The 21020-nt window shown below is 31.0% G+C and carries 26 protein-coding genes and 1 pseudogene; 19 read left to right on the top strand and 8 right to left on the bottom strand.

Annotation, left to right across the window (positions count from 1 at the left end; all coding sequences use genetic code 11):
• Positions 1–86 precede the first annotated feature (86 nt).
• Positions 87–1097 carry a tryptophan--tRNA ligase gene (gene trpS, locus V7Q02_RS05620; protein WP_333860025.1) on the top strand — a complete coding sequence of 337 codons (1011 nt, stop codon included), beginning with the start codon at positions 87–89 and terminating at the stop codon, positions 1095–1097.
• A gap of 353 nt (positions 1098–1450) precedes the next feature.
• A pseudogene (locus V7Q02_RS05615) lies at positions 1451–2064 on the top strand (phosphotransferase).
• Positions 2065–2237: 173 nt separating this feature from the next.
• Here the strand turns inward: V7Q02_RS05615 and V7Q02_RS05610 are convergent.
• Positions 2238–3626 carry a radical SAM protein gene (locus V7Q02_RS05610; protein ID WP_333860023.1) on the bottom strand — a complete coding sequence of 463 codons (1389 nt, stop codon included), beginning with the start codon at positions 3624–3626 and terminating at the stop codon, positions 2238–2240.
• Between the two features lie 544 nt (positions 3627–4170).
• Between V7Q02_RS05610 and V7Q02_RS05605 the strand changes: the two genes are divergently transcribed.
• The 4 genes from V7Q02_RS05605 to V7Q02_RS05590 all read left to right on the top strand — a co-directional run bounded on the left by V7Q02_RS05605 (position 4171) and on the right by V7Q02_RS05590 (position 6676).
• Positions 4171–4692, top strand: a complete 522-nt coding sequence (locus V7Q02_RS05605) for an HD family phosphohydrolase (RefSeq protein WP_333860022.1) — start codon at positions 4171–4173, stop codon at positions 4690–4692.
• A gap of 160 nt (positions 4693–4852) precedes the next feature.
• On the top strand, positions 4853–5512 hold the full coding sequence (locus tag V7Q02_RS05600; protein WP_333860021.1) for a helix-turn-helix transcriptional regulator: 660 nt from the start codon (positions 4853–4855) through the stop codon (positions 5510–5512).
• 47 nt (positions 5513–5559) lie between these two features.
• Positions 5560–6309, top strand: a complete 750-nt coding sequence (locus V7Q02_RS05595) for a hypothetical protein (RefSeq protein ID WP_333860020.1) — start codon at positions 5560–5562, stop codon at positions 6307–6309.
• Entirely contained in the window at positions 6233–6676 is a 444-nt protein-coding gene (locus V7Q02_RS05590) for an L-serine ammonia-lyase, iron-sulfur-dependent, subunit alpha (protein ID WP_333860019.1), read from the top strand. Before V7Q02_RS05595 ends, V7Q02_RS05590 begins: the two co-directional genes overlap by 77 nt.
• A 73-nt stretch (positions 6677–6749) precedes the next feature.
• On the opposite strand, the gene V7Q02_RS05585 is transcribed toward V7Q02_RS05590, so the two are convergent.
• Entirely contained in the window at positions 6750–7577 is an 828-nt protein-coding gene (locus V7Q02_RS05585) for a GGDEF domain-containing protein (RefSeq protein ID WP_333860018.1), read from the bottom strand.
• Between the two features lie 35 nt (positions 7578–7612).
• Entirely contained in the window at positions 7613–7963 is a 351-nt protein-coding gene (locus tag V7Q02_RS05580; RefSeq protein WP_333860017.1) for a hypothetical protein, read from the bottom strand.
• 444 nt (positions 7964–8407) lie between these two features.
• On the opposite strand from V7Q02_RS05580, the gene V7Q02_RS05575 reads away from it, so the two are divergent.
• The 6 genes from V7Q02_RS05575 to V7Q02_RS05550 all read left to right on the top strand — a co-directional run bounded on the left by V7Q02_RS05575 (position 8408) and on the right by V7Q02_RS05550 (position 12574).
• Positions 8408–8635 carry a hypothetical protein gene (locus tag V7Q02_RS05575; RefSeq protein WP_333860016.1) on the top strand — a complete coding sequence of 76 codons (228 nt, stop codon included), beginning with the start codon at positions 8408–8410 and terminating at the stop codon, positions 8633–8635.
• 136 nt (positions 8636–8771) lie between these two features.
• The gene (locus tag V7Q02_RS05570) at positions 8772–9350 is read left to right on the top strand and encodes a helix-turn-helix domain-containing protein (RefSeq protein ID WP_333860015.1); all 579 of its coding nucleotides are present in this window, start codon (positions 8772–8774) and stop codon (positions 9348–9350) included.
• Positions 9340–9669 carry a transposase gene (locus V7Q02_RS05565; RefSeq protein ID WP_442882157.1) on the top strand — a complete coding sequence of 110 codons (330 nt, stop codon included), beginning with the start codon at positions 9340–9342 and terminating at the stop codon, positions 9667–9669. The genes V7Q02_RS05570 and V7Q02_RS05565 overlap by 11 nt, the downstream gene beginning before the upstream one ends.
• A 353-nt stretch (positions 9670–10022) precedes the next feature.
• Positions 10023–10148: a hypothetical protein gene (locus tag V7Q02_RS05560; RefSeq protein WP_333860014.1), complete on the top strand. Its 126-nt coding sequence runs from the start codon at positions 10023–10025 to the stop codon at positions 10146–10148.
• Between the two features lie 273 nt (positions 10149–10421).
• Positions 10422–11381 carry an FAD:protein FMN transferase gene (locus V7Q02_RS05555; protein WP_333860013.1) on the top strand — a complete coding sequence of 320 codons (960 nt, stop codon included), beginning with the start codon at positions 10422–10424 and terminating at the stop codon, positions 11379–11381.
• Positions 11378–12574, top strand: a complete 1197-nt coding sequence (locus V7Q02_RS05550) for a 4Fe-4S binding protein (protein WP_333860012.1) — start codon at positions 11378–11380, stop codon at positions 12572–12574. The genes V7Q02_RS05555 and V7Q02_RS05550 overlap by 4 nt, the downstream gene beginning before the upstream one ends.
• 118 nt (positions 12575–12692) lie before the next feature.
• Here V7Q02_RS05550 and V7Q02_RS05545 read toward each other — a convergent pair whose 3' ends face one another.
• From V7Q02_RS05545 to V7Q02_RS05525, 5 genes are all read right to left on the bottom strand, one after another.
• Entirely contained in the window at positions 12693–13490 is a 798-nt protein-coding gene (locus V7Q02_RS05545) for an ABC transporter ATP-binding protein (RefSeq protein WP_333860011.1), read from the bottom strand.
• The gene (locus V7Q02_RS05540; protein ID WP_333860010.1) at positions 13465–14355 is read right to left on the bottom strand and encodes an ABC transporter permease; all 891 of its coding nucleotides are present in this window, start codon (positions 14353–14355) and stop codon (positions 13465–13467) included. The genes V7Q02_RS05545 and V7Q02_RS05540 overlap by 26 nt, the downstream gene beginning before the upstream one ends.
• Positions 14355–15371, bottom strand: a complete 1017-nt coding sequence (locus V7Q02_RS05535; RefSeq protein WP_333860009.1) for an ABC transporter substrate-binding protein — start codon at positions 15369–15371, stop codon at positions 14355–14357. The genes V7Q02_RS05540 and V7Q02_RS05535 overlap by 1 nt, the downstream gene beginning before the upstream one ends.
• Positions 15372–15705: 334 nt before the next feature.
• Positions 15706–16122: a HutP family protein gene (locus V7Q02_RS05530; protein WP_333860008.1), complete on the bottom strand. Its 417-nt coding sequence runs from the start codon at positions 16120–16122 to the stop codon at positions 15706–15708.
• A 26-nt stretch (positions 16123–16148) separates the two neighbouring features.
• Positions 16149–16724, bottom strand: coding sequence for a class I SAM-dependent methyltransferase (locus V7Q02_RS05525; RefSeq protein ID WP_333860007.1), 576 nt, complete (start codon positions 16722–16724; stop codon positions 16149–16151).
• Positions 16725–16901: 177 nt separating this feature from the next.
• Here V7Q02_RS05525 and V7Q02_RS05520 point away from each other — a divergent pair, with 177 nt between their 5' ends.
• From V7Q02_RS05520 to V7Q02_RS05490, 7 genes are read left to right on the top strand one after another with little or no spacing between them, the layout of a single operon-like run.
• Complete coding sequence (locus tag V7Q02_RS05520; RefSeq protein WP_333860006.1) at positions 16902–17738, top strand: Mrp/NBP35 family ATP-binding protein; 837 nt, start codon at positions 16902–16904, stop codon at positions 17736–17738.
• The gene (locus V7Q02_RS05515) at positions 17735–18094 is read left to right on the top strand and encodes a NifB/NifX family molybdenum-iron cluster-binding protein (protein ID WP_333860005.1); all 360 of its coding nucleotides are present in this window, start codon (positions 17735–17737) and stop codon (positions 18092–18094) included. Before V7Q02_RS05520 ends, V7Q02_RS05515 begins: the two co-directional genes overlap by 4 nt.
• Before the next feature lie 25 nt (positions 18095–18119).
• Positions 18120–18950 carry an ATP-binding protein gene (locus V7Q02_RS05510; protein ID WP_333860004.1) on the top strand — a complete coding sequence of 277 codons (831 nt, stop codon included), beginning with the start codon at positions 18120–18122 and terminating at the stop codon, positions 18948–18950.
• A complete protein-coding gene (locus V7Q02_RS05505; protein ID WP_333860003.1) occupies positions 18941–19789 on the top strand; it encodes an ATP-binding protein in 849 nt (282 codons plus the stop codon). Before V7Q02_RS05510 ends, V7Q02_RS05505 begins: the two co-directional genes overlap by 10 nt.
• Positions 19790–19815: 26 nt before the next feature.
• Positions 19816–20175: a C-GCAxxG-C-C family (seleno)protein gene (locus tag V7Q02_RS05500; protein ID WP_333860002.1), complete on the top strand. Its 360-nt coding sequence runs from the start codon at positions 19816–19818 to the stop codon at positions 20173–20175.
• A 36-nt stretch (positions 20176–20211) separates the two neighbouring features.
• Positions 20212–20568, top strand: a complete 357-nt coding sequence (locus tag V7Q02_RS05495; protein WP_333860001.1) for a NifB/NifX family molybdenum-iron cluster-binding protein — start codon at positions 20212–20214, stop codon at positions 20566–20568.
• An 11-nt stretch (positions 20569–20579) separates the two neighbouring features.
• Complete coding sequence (locus tag V7Q02_RS05490; RefSeq protein ID WP_333860000.1) at positions 20580–21020, top strand: Fur family transcriptional regulator; 441 nt, start codon at positions 20580–20582, stop codon at positions 21018–21020.

The following is a 21020-nucleotide window of genomic DNA, read 5'->3' as shown; positions in this document are numbered from 1 at the left end:
GATACAAGTGCCAGTAATACCCTATGATTATTTGTCATAGGGATTTTTCATACATCAGATGTTGAAATATGGAGGTAGTAAAAATTATGGAAGAAAAGAAAAAAGTAATATTTAGTGGGATTCAACCTTCGGGAAATTTAACTATAGGTAATTATTTAGGAGCGTTGAAAAATTGGGTGAAGCTTCAGGATGAATATGATTGCTATTTTTGTGTAGTGGATTTACATGCAATAACCGTAAAACAGGAGCCTAAGGATTTGAGAAGAAGAACTCTTGAGGTGCTTGCCATATACCTAGCAGCAGGGATAAATCCAGATAAAAACACCATATTTATTCAATCCCATGTACCCACACATAGTGAAGCAGCTTGGATTTTAAATTGTTTCACTTATGTAGGGGAACTTGAGAGGATGACCCAGTATAAGAGTAAATCACAGAATTCTGGAGGAGGAGAATCTGTACGTGCAGGACTTCTTAATTACCCTGTGTTAATGGCTGCAGACATACTTCTTTACAATACAGATCTTGTCCCTGTAGGAAAGGATCAAACACAGCATATTGAACTTACAAGGGATATAGCAGAGAGATTCAACAATCTTTATAGTCCTACATTTAATGTACCAGAAGGATATATACCAGAAGATGGTGCAAAAATAATGGATCTGCAAAATCCTACGAAGAAAATGTCCAAATCATCGGATAATCCAAATAGCTATATATTGATTATGGATAGTCCTGAGATTATAAGAAAGAAAATTAATAGATGTGTTACAGACAGCATTGGAAAAGTAAAATATAGTGATGAACAGCCTGGAATAAAAAATCTTATAACTATATTAAGTGCAATAACTGGAACGACTCATGAAGAAATAGAAAAAAAATATGATGGAAAAGGATATGCTCAGTTTAAAAAGGATACTGTAGAGGCTATAATAAACGAACTTAGACCTCTTCAAGAGAGGGTAAATGAACTGCTTAAAGATAAAAAATATTTGGAGGATATATATAAAAGGGGAGCGGAAAAAGCATATTATGTATCCAGTAAAATACTGAGAAAAATGCAAAAGAAAATAGGCTGTATACCTGTATCTAGGTGATATATAGTTTTAGATATTGACATATATAAAGGAATAGAATACTATGAAAATACTAAAAATGTTTTTAATCCACGGTTAATTAACAGTACATTTAAGAATAGTTTGAGAAGAGGTGTATGTAGTGAGTTTTCTTTCAAGATCATCAAGAAAAAGAAAATATGCAGATAGTCACCGGGGAAGCAGATACTATAAAAGAGAGGGATTTTTAGCTGCCTATTAAAGATGTTTGGTTCATATTTTAATTCACATAGAAGGTATAAAAAACACTATTCGCATAGTCCGGAGGAAAGATACCATTATGATAAAAGAAGGTATCCACCAAGAGAATATTACAGGAAAAGATATAGAAGTTCGTGGTCTTAATTCCTATTTTTAAGAAGAAAATATACCAACCAGATTATTTGGTGGGCAAATACAAAATTGTAAAATTAATAGGTGAAGGGCGTTTTGGTATATGTTACTTAGTTTATGCACAGAAGGAAGAATATTTATTTAAACAAATTAAATCTAAAACTATGAAAAAATATAAGGATAAAATTATATTTGAACAACAAATACTTGCGTCTATTGAGTATCCTTTTATTCCTAAAATAATTGACATAATAAATAGGGATGGCATATATGGCTATATTTTAGAATATAAAAAAGGTATTGTGCATAGAGATATAAGATTGCCTAATGTGATTGTGGATGAAAAGGATGTTCATCTTATTGATTTTGGACTTGCAAGACCTATAGATAATAAAAAGTATATATGTTTTGAGGATTTTTTATATTTAGGTCATTTGCTTATTCATCTGCATTATTCTTCTTTAAAAAAACCAGTATAAAATCAAGGCCATGGTATGATGAACTTCAGTTGTCACATAAGGAGTTAAATTTTTTAAAAAGGTTACTGGGATTAAAAGATGTTTATAAAAATATTTTTAAATTGGAAGAAGATTTTTTGAAATTGAACATAATCTAATTGGTATATTGATAGATAAAGATAAATGAAATACAAGCAAGGTAAGAATGTGAATAGGTTCTTTTAAGATTCAAGTGAAGAAAGTTTTTATAGCAAATTTTATCTGAATCTTAGAAGAATCTGAAGATTGTGGCTTTTAATTTTCTTATAAACATCTTTTATAATTATTAAGTTTAACCTTTTGACATAGTATAGTTACCAGTATTATTAAAATCATCTTTGAATGCTTGTTCTGCAGCAGGTTTAAATTCTTCGGATAGTTTATCTAGTTTTTTCATGAATTCTTTGTTCTTAATCATTAATTCTGCACTAGGATGGGTAGCATAAGCACCTGATTCTTTTACAATATCCCGGATACATTCAGGATTATCAATCATAGGGCATGGCATCAGCAAATTTTTGTTGAAGGGTTGTCTGTTTCTTAAATTTTTAAAGTAAGGTGACTTAAATGCTTCCATAAGAGGCTTGTTTTTAATATTTGTTGTAGCAAAGTGGGAAAATATACATGATTCCACATCTTCTTTTGAGTTTATATGGCAATAGTATTTACCGGATATGCATCCTCCTACATAGGGGGCATCATTAAAAAAGTCAATTGTAAATATTTTTTTTGTAGTTCTAATTTTTCTGCTTCTTCTCCCAAGTTCTATTCTCTCTTCTGGGGAGAGCATGTATTCCATTTCTTTTACCGGATTGGCACCTACAGGCATAAATATGAAGTACCAAATCATTTTACATCCCCGGTCAATGAGCATATCTATAAATTTTTCAGAGGTAACAGTATCAATATTTCTATTGGATGTAGCGGAGGAAGCTCCAAAAAGTATCCCTCTTTTATTTAACATTTCCATACCTTTTACAACAGAATTGAATATTCCATCTCCTCGTCTTGAGTCTGTTTCCTTTTCCCATCCTTCAATAGATAGCATAGGCATTACGTTACCAAGTTCGGCCAATTTGTCAGCTAATTTTTCGTTAAATAGAGTACCATTGGTAAAAGGAGTAAAATACATATCATTATACTTTTTGTAGATATTTAACATATATTCGTTGAAGAAAGGTTCTCCTCCTAAAATGATTATATAGTATATACCTGCGTCTCTAGCTTCTTTGACAAGTCTATCCACCTCTTCGTAAGGAATATCATCTTTTTTGCTATAGTTTGCCGCATAACATCCAGTACATCTTAAATTGCATCTCATTGAAGGACTAATAAGTATTACAAAGGGAATCTTTGTATCATTTTTTATGCCTACTTTTTCTCTTTTAGCAACTCCGTACCATATGGCATTACCGATAAAATTGGAATAGAATTTTTTCAAACAATTTTTATTTGTGTTTTTTAATATATTTTCAATGTATCCTTTTACTGATGGCAAGTCATTGTAATATTTTTTTATATTTACAATCTTGTTCCTTGTGAATTCATCTCTGCTTGCTTTTTCAGCAAGTTCAAACAATTTGTTCACATTTTTTTCCGGATTTTTATCAATTATTTGAAAGCCAGTTTTTATTATAGTTTTTTTTAATTCTCTCATTAAATTGTCTAAATTAAGTTCCATATAAAGGTTCCTCCTTATTATTAAGTTAGTACCTAAAATTCCCCTTTTTTGCGGAAAGTCCAGGTATAGATTTTAAGAAATATTCCATTAAATAAAGAAATAAAGTTCAAAAATGCAGTCTTATTTATTTTAAATAGAATATTTTAATTTATGCAATAAATAATGAAAATAATTGATACTGACATATTTTGTGTAAACCTTTAAAACTATGAAATTTAAAGCCATATCTGCTATTTTTAGGACTTAACATATCCCATTTTATCATCTCCTTTGTTTAAAATGGGTATAATTATAATTATCTTCTATAATAATATCATTATAAACCTATGTATATGCAGTTATCAACTTTATTATATAAAGGATATTACTTATAAAGTTTCAGTAGTATAAGAATATGTATTGTATTTAAGTATTTTGGGAAAATTAACATAATAAACAACATTAATATTATTGTATTTTTTTAAAAATGAAGTAAGATAAATAATATATTCTTAATTTAAATTAAATTTTGAGAATAATATTTATTATACAAAGGAGAATTATAGTGATTCAGTTAATAAAGTCAATTTGGAAATTGAACGAGTACGCAGAAGATTATGAAGGATATAAAAAGTGTATTAGTGATTTGATTCAGCATGAAGATATTATTTCTATGAAGGATTTTATACAGCATGGCAATGTAAATTGTCTTCAGCATAGTACCTATGTATCCTATATGAGTTATTTGGTATGTAAGGATTTGAGGCTTGATTATAGGTCTGCTGCCAGAGGAGGCCTGCTTCATGATTTTTTCCTCTATGACTGGCATGTGAAGAGATACGATAAAGGATTGCATGGTTTTACCCATCCTTATACTGCACTGCAAAATGCAACTAGGATTTTTCAGTTAAATGAGCTAGAAAAGGATATTATAGTAAAACATATGTGGCCTTTAACATTAAAATTGCCTAAGTATAAAGAGTCTTTCATAGTTATATTTATAGATAAATATTGTGCATCTATGGAGGTTGTCAAATATCATAATAAAGATAATATTTATAGACTCATGAGTGAAGTCTTATCCTAAGAGTATAAAAGTTCATCTTTCGGTTTTTTTAACTGGAAGATGAGCTTTTTTAGTGAATAAATAAGAAGATTAATATTGCAAAGTAGATATTATGCTGATATAATAACATATTCTTATAATGCTTAAAAGGGTTATGGGATAGCTTTAAAGAGAAGAAGGAGTGAGAAAAATCAATTCTTATCTTAAGAAATATGTATCATTAATAAATTTTTTAGGTGAAGTTCTAGGAGAAGATACAGAAATTGTACTACATGACATAACAAATGTAGATAACTCAGTTGTTGCTATAAGTAATGGTCATATAAGTGGAAGAGATATTGGAGAGCCTGCTACAAATTTGGTATTAAAGATACTAAAAGATGGGAAATATAGCCGTAAAGATTATATAACGAATTATAAGGGAATATCTTCTGAGGGGAATGTACTGAGATCTTCTACCTATTTTATAAAAGATGATAAAGAAGAAATTATTGGTATGCTCTGTATAAATATAAGTTTGGAGAGATTTAGGGAATTAAGGGATTTTATCGATAAATTTATGCATATAAAAAATGATAATTCAAAAGTGGAAGATATAGAAAAACTTGACCAGTCTGTTGAAGGAATTGCTTTGGAAAATATGCAGGAAATGATTAAGAGTACAGGAATACCTCCAGAGAGAATGTGTCAGGAAGAAAAAATTGAAGTTGTAAAAAAATTAAATGAAAATGGAATATTTCTACTTAAGGGTGCGGTAAGTGAAATTGGGGAACAATTGAAGTCTTCTGAAGCCACCATATACAGATATTTAAATAGAATTAAAAAAGAAGTGAGTTCTTAAAATATATATTAAATGTAATGAAATAATTATGAAAGGAAAGTGTTGCTATGTATGAAGGAATGATTGAATTATTACACAAAGAGGTAGCACTTGCCCTTGGATGTACAGAACCTATAGCAGTGGCTCTTTCAGCTGCAAAATGCAAGGAGACCTTGGGTAAAATTCCTGAGACAATAGAAATATTGGCAAGTACTAACATACTTAAAAATGGAATGGGTGTTGGAATACCGGGAACAGGAATGGTGGGACTTCATATTGCAGCAGTACTTGGGGTCACTGGAGGAAATTCCAGCAAATTGTTGGAGGTGCTTTCAGATATTAAACAGGAAGATATTAAATTGGCAAAAATAATGCTTAATGAAAATAGGGTGAATATTAAACGTAAAAATACATCAGAAAAGCTTTATATTGAGGTTTTATGCAAATATGACAATGAATATTCAAGGGTAGTTATAAGGGGAAGTCATACTAATATAGTTTTAGTTGAAAGTAATGGAAAAAAGATATCAGAAGAAGAGGGACAAGATACTCTGGGATATAAAGAGGGGAAAAATGAAATAATTACTGTGGAGGATATATATAAATTCATAAATGAAGTTTATACTGATAAAATCATATTTTTACTTCATGGATCACTTATAAATAAAAAATTGTCAGATGAAGCTTTGGCTAATCATTATGGTTTGGCGGTGGGAAAAAATTTTTATGAAAATGTGAAGTATGGACGAATTGAAGATTTCACAAGAGAAGCTGATAAGAGCTCTTGCACTCGGCAATTTAATTGCTATACATATTAAAAGCAGCCTTGGAAGGTTATCTGCATTATGCGGTTGTGTAGTTGCGGCTACTGGTGCTTGTTGTGGTATAACCTATATTTTTGGAGGTAAACTTGAGAACATAAAATATGCTATTAAAAATATGATTGGAGATATATCTGGAATGGTATGTGATGGTGCGAAATATGGCTGTGCACTTAAGGTGTCTACAGGGGTTAGTGCAGCAGTTCAAGCAGCTATGCTGGCATTGAACAATGTGGAAATATCACAAAATGATGGTATAATTGATAAAGATGTAGAAAAGACTATAAAAAATTTATGTGAGCTTGGTACGAAGGGATTGAAAGAAGCGGATGATATAATATTAAATATTATGACCTGCAAATAAATTTTAATTAATACTATATGATTGTAGGGGTTGTCCCATAGACTGATTTATGAGATAACCCCTTTTGTATGATTCATGCAATTGCATTTATATCTAAATTACCAGTAATAATTGCAGTATTGGTATTTTGCTTTGCTTTTGTAGACAATAAACTTGCTTTATTTACCAGTTTATTTATTATATCTAAACTATTATTTATTTTGCCACAATCATGTATATCACAACTTGCAATACCAATAGATGCAGAAACTTTTATATTATTTGGGAATTCATATGAATCAATAATATTTAATATGTTTTGAGAAAGTAATTTACTTTTATTTATACAATATGGAGTTAATACAGCAAATTCATCTCCTGCATATCTGCACAGATAACAGTCTTTCGGAATGTTATTTTTCAGTATGGTACTTATATTTTTCAATATGATATCGCCGTTTATATGACCATACTTTTTATCGATGAGGCCAAAGTTGTCTAAATCTAAAAATATAATAGTTGCATTTTGTTTGTTTTCTATAAATTTATGTGCATTATAAAACATATAATCGCTTTTATAAAGTCCAGTAAGCAAGTCAATATGTTTGCTGAATTCCGCATTTAAGTTTGTCCTTGATATGTATCCGACAACATCATCTTCATTTTCTAAAAGTATGACATTAATATCTTCATTTAAATCAAAAATTTCTTTAATGTGCCAAATGTGGATATGAGAATTGATACAAATAAATCTGTCAGACATAATATCTGCCAGTATCCTGTTGGGATGGGCTCTTACCAGTTCCTTTTTGGTAACTATACCCATTAACTTTTTGTTTTCATAAACTATGAAACAATCTATGTCTTCTTCGCAAAAAATATTTTGGATTCTCCTTACACCATCTAAAATGTCTACTTTCATAAAATTTTTTTCTGCTATGGTAATAGCCTTTTTATTCATAAATCTACAGATTTACTAACATGTAAAATAATATTAACCTGTGCTTTTACAATAATTGATTCGTTAGCAATCTTTCCTCCTTCCTCCATTATTATGGGAATAAGTTTATCTTCTGAAAGCATATTTAATAGGGATTTTCTAACTACAATTGCTTCTATATAGTTATGCTCAATTTTTATTATGTCATATTGTTCTGGAGATAATACGTCTACCATTCTTCTCGCAGCTTCAGGTCCGATAGGTGCATTTTTGCCTACTATCAATATATCTTGCATTGGAGGCATTTCAAATTCTGAAAAATGCATATTTATCTCTGCTCTTTTTGTTCCTTCTATTTTATCTTTCATTATATTGTCACCTTCTCCATAATTCACATATTATATTATCATATTTTGTCTAATTTTTCTATTATATGTATTATATTTTCGGATAAATTATTTTAAAAATTTTCACATATGTTATTATGTCAAAGTTACAGATTTAATATTAAATATAAATTTCATTAGGACGTGTCTAAAAACTCAAAAATGAACAAATAAAATTGCTAAACAACAAAAAAGTAAGAGTAATATATGCCAATGAAAGGTTATTTTATGTTAGTAAATTACATTAATTAGACTATTTGTATAGTAAAAAATAGTTTTCAGACACGCCCTAGTGGTTGAAGACGTAATTAAGTGGACACTTAAATTTCAAATAAATTAAAATATTTCCATATAGTTACTTGCAAAAAGAATAAAAAATATGCATGATAGTATTGCAAAAACCACCTAAAAAAGGAGGAAACTATCATGCATAATAAAATTATAAATGGTTTAAAAAACTTTTTCAAGAAAAATAGTACAAAAGATATTGATATAGATGGATTAAAAGAAGACAATCTGTGTCCAGGAGATGAATCACACAATAAATTAATAAAAATTATAGATACAACTTTGACTGGATCGCAACAAAATTTCAATGCAACACCTAAACAGGTGAAAATCCTTAAAAAAATAGTAGGTGGGAGCAATGTATAGTTGAATCAAAAAAAGAGCTGAAATCATTTTAGAATTATTAGAGAAATCGAATAACTCCACTGTTTCAAAAAGTCTGAATGTAAATAGAAAAACAGTTATTAAATGGAATTAAAGATGGATACAGGCTAAAATAGAATTGGACCGTATAGAAAAAGATGAACCGCGTAAATTAAATCAGGCAATAAAGGAAATTTTAGAAGATAATTATAGATCCGGACGGCCTAATAGTTTTACAATGGAACAAATAGCATGTATTATTAATTTATCATTACAAAAGCCGGAATCAGTTGGGGTACCGATAAGTCATTGGACTGCAGAAGAATTAGCTTGTAAAGCTATAAAAGATAATATTGTTGAAAGTATATCGGCAAGGCAAATTTGTAGATATTTAAAGGAAATGGATTTGAAAATACACCAGTTTGAAGGGTGGCTAAACTCAAAAGATAAGTTAAAAGATCCAGAAGAATTTGAAAGACGTACAGGTACAGTATGTCAGGTTTATATCAACAGTAATAATCTACAAAAAGAAGGATTTCATATTCTAAGTTGTGATGAAAAAACAGGTATACAGGCAATAGAACATAAATATCCATCAAAGCCTGCAAGACCGGGTGGGATTGAAAAATGCGAACAGGAATATAAAAGAAATGGAACTACAACATATAGCATCAAGAGATATAAAGACAGAACAAATTATAGCACCTATGGTAAGTAAAACAAGGACTGAAAAAGATTTTGTAAAACACATATCAGATGTAGTTTCCACCGCTAAATCTGAGAGTCTTATTAAATATGTTGCAAAGCAATGTGATATCCAGGAGAACTTAGGTAAGAAAGGTTACTGTGGAATATTAAAAACAATGGAAATAAGACAGGCGTTTTTAGAAGATGAAAGTCACCGTATAAGAATAGTATATACTCCAAGACATGCTTCATGGCTGAATCAAATTGAAATTTGGTTCGGTATATTAACCCGTAAGGTATTAGACGTGCAAGTTTTAAATCGGTTCATGAACTTGATGGGAAGATATTAGATTTTATAAGGTATTACAATCAAAATATGGCAAAGCCATTTAAGTGGAGTTATGCAGGCAAAATTTTAAAAGCATAGTTTGTTAACAATACACCTAAAAACAATTTCAGGTGGCAATAAAAAACTGCAGATGGGTATCATGAGCATAAAATTATTCTAAGAATGTATATTTTTAGTGCAAGAAGGTTAGATTTATCTCAGAAATAAGTGTCCACTTAATTACGTCCTGAGCTACTAGCTCAAACAAATTCCCTTAATCAATTACCAAAAGAATATTATCCACATGGAGTAGCTATATTAAATACACTTCAACAACTGTCAGCATCAATTGGTTCAGCATTATTTATAAGTATTATGTCAGCTTCACAACAAAAGGCCTTAAATAACCTATCAACTTCACAGCAAACTGCGGTTGCCACTGGATTTAGTACAGCAGTATTGGCTCTAACAGGAGTTGCTTTAATTGGAATTTATTTGTAGTTTATTTTAATATTTGGAAATAAAAGATTTCACTTATCATCTGAATTAAATAAATATGGCTTGCTGAGCGAACCCTAAATAAAATTTTTGTATTGAATTTAAAACAGAATACTTTTGACCTAAAAACCCTATAATTGAAATCACATAAACTTCACATGAAAATCTGATTGTTATCACAAAGTTTTCAGTTAATATTTTAACCAACACATATATAAACTTAGAAAACTCTAATAAATACAGGCTTTTAGAGTTTTTAACTAGGCGGTGATTATTATGATGCTAAAAGAGACAATTTACAATAAGAAATATGAAAAAACATTTTTTGCATTAGGAACTATAAATACAATAATTGCTTATGGTCTAAACTGTAAAGATGCTCTAAATAGTGCCTGTAGTAGAGTTTTGGAAATTGACTATAGAATGTCTGCCTTTAAAAATGATAGTGATGTGATGAAAATAAATCACTATGCTGGATTTGAAGCACAGAAAATAAATATTGACACGTTTAATTTACTAAAACGTGCCTTGGATTTTTCGAGGGCTTCAGGTGGGGTCTTTGACATAACAATTCGGCCTTTGACTGAACTTTGGGGGTTTGAATCAAAACAAAATTATGTACCAGAAAGAAAAATGATTGAGAAAGTTTTACGCCTGGTAAATTATCAAGATATACTATTAGATGATAAAAAATGTACAGTATTTTTAAAAAACAAAGGACAAGCAATTGATTTGGGTGGTATTGCAAAAGGATATGCAGCTGATGAAGTTAAACGTGTGCTGCTGCAATATAAAATTGAAAATGCCTTGATCAACCTGGGAGGAAACATTATAACAATGGGACATAATCCAACAGGTGCATCTTGGCGAATTGGCATTCAAAACCCGTTGTCCGCTAGGGGACAATATATCGGAAGAGTATCAGTCACAAATAAGACAGTTGTAACCTCCGGAAGTAATGAACAGTTTTTCATCAAAGGAGGGGAACGGTATCATCATATTATAGATCCACGCACGGGATATCCATCAAAAAATGAGCTTTTAAGCGCAACTGTACTATGCGAATGTTCAACTGATTCGGATGCTGTGAGTACTGCTCTTTTTGTACAGGATATTAATAAATCAATATCTTTATTGAAAAGTATTAATGCTGAAGCTATATTTATTTTGAAAAACAAGGATATTCTTGTTACAGAAGGATTATTAGATAATTTTGAGAGGAGATACCATCAATGAAGAAAGCTAAAATTTCAATAATACAGGTTTCAAGACTTCTGATTCAAATCATATTTTTTATATTCCTACCATCACTATACATAGATACATTTGTAGGAATTAAGCAGATCTATGTAGCTTTAATTAGGCAGAATATTGCTTTTACCCAACTGATTCCTCAATTAGTAGAAATTGTTGTTATTATTCCATTTACAATTATAATAGGTAGATTTTTCTGTGGATGGATGTGTGCCTATGGAGCTTTTGGTGATTTTATTTATAAAATATCAAGTAAGGTATTTAAAATAAACTTCGAAGTGAATGAAAATATAGACAAGGTTTTTAAATATCTTAAATATATCTTATTAGCATTTCTAATTTTTGCTATATGCACTTTTAACATCACTGCATTTAGTACCTTTAATCCTTGGAATGTTTTTGGAATGGTAGTTTCTGTAGGAAAAGTACCTGATTTTTCTTATGCAGCAGTAAATCTAACTGTTGGGTTTATTCTTTTTATTCTTATTGCTATTGCTTCAATGTTTATTGAAAGGTTTTTCTGTCGCTATCTTTGTCCACTTGGTGCAGTATTCGCTATTATATCAAAACTGAAAATTGCAAAAATACGAAAGTTAAGAACAAAATGTGGTGATTGCAGAATATGTACAAACAATTGTGCCATGGAAATACCTCTTTATAAATATGATGTTATAAAGAGTGGTGAATGCATAAATTGTATGCAGTGTATTACCGCGTGTCCAAGAAAGAATATTACTTTGACTGTATGCGGAGATGATGTACGCCCTCTTATTGCAGGAGCAGCAGCTGTATCTGTTATGACAGGCTTTTATTATGTAGGTAATCTTGGAGTAAGTGCAGTGGGGATAAACAATACGCAGACAAAAACACAAAGCAGTCAAAGTACTGCAACTGCAGGTACTCTTTATAAAGATGGTACTTACGAAGGCTCTGGGACAGGATTTAGAGAAGGTACAACAACAGTTTCCGTAGTTGTTAAAAATGGTAAAATTACTGATATCACTACTCTTTCTTACCAAGATGATGAAAAGTTTTACGATAGAGCATCTAGTACAGTTATTCAGGAAATTATAGATAGCCAGTCTACAAATGTTGATGCAGTTTCAGGGGCTACCTTTAGCAGTAATGGTATCATGAAAGCTGTAGAGAATGCGCTGACCAACGCTAAACAATAAAAAGTATTCTAACAATGTATATTTTTAGGTGTGTACGGAATTAAGTCTTGAACCACTAGTTAAAAAGGTCATGATAAGAGATTTTTAACTCCATATCATGACCTTCTCTAATATTTTTTTAAGAAAATAAAACTCTGTCACTTAATCCTTCTTGTTTACCCTGAACCTTTTCAAAGGATTTCAGTAGTTTGTCTATGGTTAATCTGCTTTTTTCCTCTTCTCTTACGTCCATAACTATCTTGCCTTCATGCATCATAAACAGTCTGTTTCCTAAAGTTATGGCATGATTTAAGTTGTGGGTAACCATAAGGGTAGTTATTTTATTTTCTACTATTATTTTATCTGTAATTTCTATTATACGTTCTGAGGTCTTAGGATCCAAAGCTGCTATATGCTCATCTAAAAGCAATAGTTTGGGTTTGCACATTACTGCCATTATTAGAGATAAAGCCTGTCTTTGCCCGCCAGATAAAAGATTTACTTTGGTATTAAGTTTATCCTCTAATCCCAGATTTATTTGAGACAACAGTTCAATAAAAACTTTAGTGTTGTTTTTATTTACACACATTGTGAGTCCGTATCTTTTTCCTTTATTATAAGCTATAGACATATTTTCTAATATAGTCATATTGGGTGAAACGCCTTTTGAGGGATCCTGAAATACCCTTCCTATATATCTGGTTCTTTTATATTCAGGAAGCGTACTTATTTCTTTACCATTTAATATTATAGAACCTTCATCTGCACTTAAAGTACCACATATTAGATTGAGCAAAGTTGATTTTCCAGCACCATTACTCCCTATTATGGTGACAAAATCACCTTCCTCCACTGTTAAAGATAAATTGTCATATAATATATTTTCATTTAAAGTATTTTTGTTAAATACTTTACGCAGTTTTTGTATCTTTAACATAGGACTCACCTCCAAGATTATGTTTCTTAGTCTTGAAACTTAATTTTTTGCCATTTAAGGATAAGGCCAAAATTACTATTAAGGCAGTTACCAGCTTTAAATCATTAGATTGAAGGTTACACATAAGTGCTAATGCTATGGCAGCTTTATATAATATGGAACCAAATAATGCTGTAGTTGTAGGTTTTAATGACCTTATTTTGCCAAATACGGATTCCCCCAAAATAACTGCTGCAAGACCCATTACTACAGTTCCTGTTCCCATTCCAACATCGGAAAAACCTTGATATTGAGCCATCATAGAGCCTGATAAAGCTGCAAGCCCATTTGAAATGGCAAGTCCTGTTAATTTTATATTATCTTTGTTAAGACTAAGGGAAGTCACTAATTGTTCATTATCCCCCACAGCCTTTAGTGCAAATCCTAGTTTGGTTTTCAAAAATAAATCAAGAACTACCTTTACTATGATCATAATGATAAACAGCATCAATAGAAGATTTACATTGCTTGAAAATATGGTTTTTTGGCCAAATAAAGGTACATTGGATTTTGTCATTATTCTTAAATTTATAGAATATAGACCTATCATTACTAAAATACCGGATAAAAGGTTACTTATCTTTAATTTTACATGGAGAATGCCTGTAAAAAATCCACCGATACACCCTGCACCAAAGGATAGAATAGATGCTGCAAAAGGATTCATTCCCTTTACTATACACATGGCAGTTACAGCAGCACCAAGGGGGAAGGTACCATCTACAGACATATCAGGAAAATCAAGTATTCTAAAGGTTATATATACTCCAAAAGCTGCTATGGAGAATATAAGACCTTGTTGTAATACACTCATTAGTATATTCACTAATTAACTCCTCCCTTTACTTTTTCAGCTTTGGAGTTTAAATCATCTGGAATAGTTATATTAAGTTTTTTAGCTGCATCTTCATTTATAACAAGCTGCATGTCCTTTAAAGTGGTAATAGGAAGCTCACTAGGTTTTTTACCGTTTATTATTTCTACAGCCATAAGACCTGTTTGATAGCCTAATTTAGTGTAGTCAATACCTGTAGTGGCAAGAGCACCACTTGTTACCTGTCCTTTTTCAGAACCAATTACAGGTATATTTTTCTTGTAACAGGTGTTTACTACGGTAGCTATAGATGAAACTACTGCATTATCTGTAGGTACATACAGGGCATCAATTTTTCCAACTATGGAATCTAAAGATTGAGGAACTTCACTTACATTAGTAACTCCTGTTGTTACAATTTCAAATCCGTATTCAGGGGCAGCTTTTTTAGCATTTTCTACCTGAATTTGTGAGTTAGCTTCACTGGTATTGTATACAATACCTATTTTTTTAGCATTAGGTGCTAATTTCTTTAAAAGTTCAAATTGTTTTCCAATTGGTAAGTCATCTGAAGTTCCTGTTACATTTGTTCCAGAGTTATCAAGAGATTTTGCAATTCCTGCCTTAACTGGATCTGTTACTGCGGTTATAAGTATAGGAATATCCTTTGTAGCATTATAAGATGCCTGGGCAGAAGAAGTTGCTATTGCAAGGATTAAGTCTTCTTTTTGTGATACAAAGTTTTGGGCAATACTTTGAGTTGTAGGCATATCACCCTGGGCATTTTGATAATTTATCTTAATGTTTTTACCATCTTCATATCCTTTAGCCTTTAATGCTGCTATAAAACCTTTTCTAGCGGCATCAAGAGCTGGATGTTCCATAAACTGGGTAATACCAATTTTAATTACTTCTTTGTCTTTAAGAGTTGATTTAGAACTGTTTGATGATGTTCCGCCACATCCTCCTAGAATTGATGCAGCCAATAAAAATACTGCAAGAAATGAAAGCTTTTTCTTTCCTACCATACTACTCATCCTCCAAAATAATATTTTATACTGTATTTATATATTGAAGTGTATAGATATATAGCAAAAATAAAAAAGTTCTGTGTCAGCAGAACTTTAGATAACAGAAAAATTTTTATATCTTTAGACTATATTATGTTCTACATAAACTACCAATTATACTTAATTAAGTCCAATATAGTATTTTTTATTTTAAAATTACTATGTTATAAATCCTGCCATACTACATTATATTTTTATATAAAACTAGCCTACAATATATAAACATACGACATAATTATACTTTATATAGCATAGCTTGTCAAACACCATAAAATGCACTTTTTACAAGTTTTTATAGGGGAATAGAACGATGACCAAGTCCAATTACTACTTCATTTAAATGCAGCAAACCTATACTCATGAATATACATACACTTATATGTTCTTTACTTCGTGCTATACCAATTTTACCTCCTACATTTAGTTCATTTGCTTTTTGAATAATTTGAAAAAGTGCCTCTCTTGTAGCACCTGCTATGGCACCATCATGTACATGGTAATTTTCTCTTATAAGGCCTCTTTTTTTAGATGATACTAAAGCTCTTTCAATTATTTTTGGTATGCTATTATTGATATTCCCTCCTATATCCACAGCGGCGGTTAAAATGCCTTTATCTTCAAAAAACTTTTCTAATTGTTTTTCATTTTCTCTAGAGGATATGGACATTTCTATAGAAGCTTTTGCTACATCCGTACTTTCTATAATCATATATTTTACCTCCATAATTAAATAAATTATTTCTGTGCTGTTAATCCATAAAAGTTTTCCCCTATATTTACAAAGGATATATTTGAAAATTTAATTTTTTCTAATACCTCTATAAGGTAAAATTTATCTAATCTATGTTTTAGGGGAGGACCAAATTCTCCTTGAATCTTTTCCCATTCCACAATGGCTAATCGTCCTCTGTAAGAGAGAATTCTTTTTATTTCACTTAAAAGCTTCTCCCTGTCTGATGCTTCGTGAAGTACATTGCTTATAAGGGCAAAAGATATTGTGTTGTCTTCTAATTTCAAATTGTTTTCTGTAGTTAGTATGGTTTCTATATTACAAACAAGGTTATGTTTTTTTTTATTTATTTCAACTTCCTGAAGCATTTCAGGCAGAATATCTATAGCAAATATTTTTCCTCTCTCTCCCACAATTTCACATGCAGGAATTGAAAAGTATCCAATTCCACAACCTATGTCTGCCACTGTATCTCCTTGCTGTAATCCAAGTTTTATGAGGGTTTCTTCTGGAGGAAGCAATTTCCTTCTGGTGGCATTGTCTAATTTGTGTTTATTTTTTGCATCAAATTTATGAGTCATAAGTTATAAAATCACCTCCAACTATATTATTAATGTTTTTCATCTTTTAGTATTCTTTCTTTCATAATACTATATGAATAATTTATTTTCAATTTTTTAAATTGGCATTTGACAATAACGATAAATAGTAGTATTATAAAATTGGCAAATGCCAATATGCATATAGGAGATGATTTTGTGTCAGAATGCGATTCATGCCCGTCAAATGATGGGTGCAGCAAGGATAAGGAAAATTGTATGGTTAAAAACAATCCCTATAACAATGTAAAGAAAATTATTGGTGTTATGAGTGGTAAAGGAGGAGTGGGAAAATCATCAATTTCTGTTCTTATAGCCAGACATTTAAAAGATATGGGGTATAGTGTAGGAATTTTGGATGCGGATGTGACAGGACCCAGTATTCCTAATCTGCTGGGCTTAAGAGGCAGGAAAGCAGAAACTAATGAAGAATTTATAGTACCTGTAGAAACAGAAAGTGGAATAAAAACGATATCATTAAATTTGCTTTTACAAGATGAAAATCAACCGGTTATATGGAGGGGACCGCTGATATCTGGAGCGGTAAAACAATTTTGGACAGATGTAATATGGGGAGAACTTGATTATCTGGTAATTGATATGCCACCTGGAACAGCAGATGTTGCACTTACAGTAATGCAGGTTATTCCTATAAGTGGCTTAGTTATGGTATCTATACCGCAGGAGTTAGTTTCCATGATAGTTTCCAAAGCTGTGAATATGGCGAAGGCTATGAATATAACTATTTTAGGAGTTATTGAAAATATGAGTTATATAACTTGTCCTGATTGTGGAAAGAAAATAAAATTTTTCAATGAAAAAAATACAGAGAAGTTTTTAAAAGAGATGAATTTGAACTTTTTAGGAGAACTTCCTATGTTAAGTAGTGTGAGCAATTTATCAGAGAATAAAAGTGAGAGTATAGACGAGGGGCTTAAAAGTATTTTTAGTCCTATTGTTACTAATATTATAAATAGTTTGGAGGAAAAAAGATGAAAATAGCAATTTCAGCACATGGTGTAGAAGCAAATAGTTTGTTAGATATGAGATTTGGAAGATGTAAGTATTTTCAAATTCATAATACTGATGGAGGAGAAATTAAGGTATTGGAAAATAATGGGCAATTTTCAGGAGGTGGTGCTGGTATTGCGGCGGCACAACAAGTACTTGATGAAAATGTGGATGTTATAATTACTGGGAGTTTAGGACCTAATGCTTTTAAGATTATTGATAAATCAGGAATTAAGGTTTATAAGTGTGAAAGCATTGCTGTGAGTTCTGTTTTAAAAAAGTTTGAAAAAGGTGAACTTAAAGAATTGACACAATCAGGACCGGCGCATCATGGAATTTAAAATAGGATTTTAAGGAGGAAGTAACTTGAATATAGCGGTATTAAGTGGAAAAGGAGGTACAGGTAAAACTACTGTGTCTACAAATATTGCCCTTGCATTAAAGGCAAATTATGTAGATTGTGATGTAGAAGAACCAAATGGATTTTTATTTTTGAAACCACATATTGAAAAAACAGAACAAGTTAAGGTAGAATATCCATTTATAGATGATGAAAAATGTATTTCCTGTGGCTTATGTGTAGAAGTCTGCGAATTTAATGCTCTTGCAAAGGTTAAAGAGGATATTATATTATTTCAAAAGCTGTGTCATAGTTGTGGAGCCTGTAAAATTGTATGTAAGCAAGATGCCTTAAGTTATAGGTATAGAAATACTGGTAAAATAGAAAAGGGTTATGCACAAAATATAGGATGCCTAAGAGGAGTACTTAATGTAGGGGAACCTATGGCAGTACCTGTGATAAAACAACTTTTAGAAAATGTACCACAGGGAGTAAATGTAGTTGATTGCAGTCCAGGTACTTCCTGTAATGTAGTAAATACTATGAAATATGCAAAAGGAGCAATACTTGTTACAGAGCCCACTGAATTTGGATTTCATGATCTTAAAATGGCTATAGAAGTGGTAAAAATATTTGATATTCCTTTTGGAATAGTAATAAATAAAGATAATGGCGAAGATAATATAATAAAAAAGTACTGTAGGGAAAAAAACATACCTTTAATAGGATGTATTGCCTATAGTAAAAATATAGCTGAAATTTATTCAAGGGGAGAAGTTCTATATAATAATCCAGAATACAAAAAGACCTTTGATGACATGGCAAAGAGTGTATTGGAGGTGCTAAAGTGGAATTAGTAATATTAAGTGGAAAGGGAGGCACCGGAAAGACCACCATTGCAACAGCACTATCAGAACTTGAAAAAGATGTGGTCAGAATAGATTGTGATGTGGATGCCCCTAATTTATATCTTTTTTATAAGGGCGTGGATATAGAAAAAAAAAGTTTTTATGGTGGCAAAAAAGCAGTTATAAATGAGGAGTATTGTAATAAATGTGGAAAATGTGAAATCACATGTAAATTTAATGCCATCAAAGACTGTGTGATAGATAATTTTCTTTGTGAAGGATGTGGGGCATGTACTTTAGTATGTCCTGAGAAAGCAATTAAGCTGGTGGAGGATAAGTCAGCTGAAACTTTTATCACAGATACAAACAAAGGTATAATTTCTAGAGCACAGATGGATATAGGCAGTGATGGTTCAGGAAAGCTGGTCACCTTTTTAAGAAATAATGGAAAAAAGTTTACTACAAAAGACACATTGACAATTATTGATGCTTCTCCCGGAATAGGATGCCCTGTCATTTCATCTGTAACTGGCAGTGATGCAGTGTTGCTTGTTACCGAACCCACGAAATCTGGACTTGAAGATCTGATGAGAGTAACTGCATTATGTATGAGTTTTGGGGTATCTATTATGGTATGTATAAATAAGTATGATATAAATTATGATATGACTATGGAAATAGAAAGATTTGTGACAGAAAAAGGATTAGTGTTAGTGGGAAAAATACCTTATGATGATACTGTAATAAAATCAATAAATGAATTAAAATCAATTATATACTATGAAGATAGTGATGCCTGTAAGGCCATTAAAGAAATGTGGGTTAACATAAAGAAAAACATTTATTAAAAATTTAAAAATGGAGGAATATATAAATGAAAAAAGCAGTGGACTTTTATAAAGAAGGGTATAATTGTGCAGAATCTATAATAAAGGTGGTAAATGAGGAAAAGAATTTAAATATTCCCGTATCAATAGCAAGTCCTTTTGGAAGAGGGATGACTGTGGGAAGCAGTTGTGGAGCAATAACAGGGGCACTTATGGCTTTAGGTGCAATAAAAGGAAGAAAGGAAGCAGTAGAGCCTAATCAGGCAAGGGATTATACAAAAAAAATTATGGGCAAAATAAAGGAGAAGTATGGAACATTTCAATGTGCAGAATTAAAGAAAAAAGGTGTATCCTGTGCTGAAATCATTGAATATACCCATGATGTTTTAAAAGAATATATAGATTAATTTTATAATAACACATATTTTAAGGAGGATATAATTATGAAAATAGCAGTTGCAAGTGAAGGAAAATGTATAAGTGGACACTTTGGACATTGTGAGGGATTTACAATTTATCAGGTAGAGGATAAAAAAATAAAAAATGAAGAATTTAAACCTAATCCAGGACATAAACCAGGATATTTACCGGTATTTTTAAAGGAACTTGATGTAAATGTGATAATATCAGGAGGAATGGGTGCTGCTGCCCAAGAGATTTTCAATGAAAATGGAATAGAGGTTGTGGTAGGAGTAGAAGGTTTAAGCAGTGATGCTGTAGAAAAATTTATAAAAGGTGAACTTAAATCCACAGGCAGTGTATGCACTGAACATGCCCATGAAGGTCACTGCAGCGAATAATATTTAATAATATGGATAAAGATCTTTCATTATATAAGAAATTAATTAAAAATAAAGGATATGAGTTCACTATACAGAAGAGGATTTTACTTTTAGAGATGATAAATGCTAATACCCATTTATCTGTAAAGCAAATTTATGAAAGAATTAAAGATAAAAATATTGGCCTTGCTACAGTATACAGAAGCTTAAAAATATTTAATGAGCTTGGTATAGTAAAAAAAATCAATATTGATGATATCAATTATTATGAGATAAAAATTTTGAGCGGAAAGCCTTTCCATATACATTTTAAATGTAATAAATGTAATAGTATAATAGATATAGATGATTTGGAGTTGGATCTTTCGTACATTAAATTAAATAAAAAAATAGAAGAGGAAAATAATTTAGAAATACATGATGTAGATATCACATTAACGGGACTGTGCAGTAAATGCAAAGGAGGATAA

It is taken from the genome of Clostridium sp., from assembly GCF_036781005.1.
Taxonomy (GTDB): domain Bacteria; phylum Bacillota; class Clostridia; order Clostridiales; family Clostridiaceae; genus Clostridium_B.
Note: the sequence above shows the minus strand (reverse complement) of the source record. Positions and strands in the feature narration are given on the sequence as shown.

Coding starts and splice junctions, on each gene's coding strand:
- V7Q02_RS05525 (WP_333860007.1), bottom strand. CDS start 16,724: ATGACTCATAAATTTGATGCAAAAAATAAACACAAATTAGACAATGCC.
- V7Q02_RS05550 (WP_333860012.1), top strand. CDS start 11,378: ATGAAGAAAGCTAAAATTTCAATAATACAGGTTTCAAGACTTCTGATT.
- V7Q02_RS05500 (WP_333860002.1), top strand. CDS start 19,816: ATGAAAAAAGCAGTGGACTTTTATAAAGAAGGGTATAATTGTGCAGAA.
- V7Q02_RS05595 (WP_333860020.1), top strand. CDS start 5,560: ATGTATGAAGGAATGATTGAATTATTACACAAAGAGGTAGCACTTGCC.
- V7Q02_RS05530 (WP_333860008.1), bottom strand. CDS start 16,122: ATGATTATAGAAAGTACGGATGTAGCAAAAGCTTCTATAGAAATGTCC.
- V7Q02_RS05580 (WP_333860017.1), bottom strand. CDS start 7,963: ATGAAAGATAAAATAGAAGGAACAAAAAGAGCAGAGATAAATATGCAT.
- V7Q02_RS05490 (WP_333860000.1), top strand. CDS start 20,580: ATGGATAAAGATCTTTCATTATATAAGAAATTAATTAAAAATAAAGGA.
- V7Q02_RS05495 (WP_333860001.1), top strand. CDS start 20,212: ATGAAAATAGCAGTTGCAAGTGAAGGAAAATGTATAAGTGGACACTTT.
- V7Q02_RS05575 (WP_333860016.1), top strand. CDS start 8,408: ATGCATAATAAAATTATAAATGGTTTAAAAAACTTTTTCAAGAAAAAT.
- V7Q02_RS05590 (WP_333860019.1), top strand. CDS start 6,233: ATGGACGAATTGAAGATTTCACAAGAGAAGCTGATAAGAGCTCTTGCA.
- V7Q02_RS05535 (WP_333860009.1), bottom strand. CDS start 15,371: ATGGTAGGAAAGAAAAAGCTTTCATTTCTTGCAGTATTTTTATTGGCT.
- V7Q02_RS05515 (WP_333860005.1), top strand. CDS start 17,735: ATGAAAATAGCAATTTCAGCACATGGTGTAGAAGCAAATAGTTTGTTA.
- V7Q02_RS05585 (WP_333860018.1), bottom strand. CDS start 7,577: ATGAAAGTAGACATTTTAGATGGTGTAAGGAGAATCCAAAATATTTTT.
- V7Q02_RS05610 (WP_333860023.1), bottom strand. CDS start 3,626: ATGGAACTTAATTTAGACAATTTAATGAGAGAATTAAAAAAAACTATA.
- V7Q02_RS05565 (WP_442882157.1), top strand. CDS start 9,340: ATGGTAAGTAAAACAAGGACTGAAAAAGATTTTGTAAAACACATATCA.
- V7Q02_RS05555 (WP_333860013.1), top strand. CDS start 10,422: ATGATGCTAAAAGAGACAATTTACAATAAGAAATATGAAAAAACATTT.
- V7Q02_RS05560 (WP_333860014.1), top strand. CDS start 10,023: ATGTCAGCTTCACAACAAAAGGCCTTAAATAACCTATCAACTTCACAG.
- V7Q02_RS05545 (WP_333860011.1), bottom strand. CDS start 13,490: ATGTTAAAGATACAAAAACTGCGTAAAGTATTTAACAAAAATACTTTA.
- trpS (WP_333860025.1), top strand. CDS start 87: ATGGAAGAAAAGAAAAAAGTAATATTTAGTGGGATTCAACCTTCGGGA.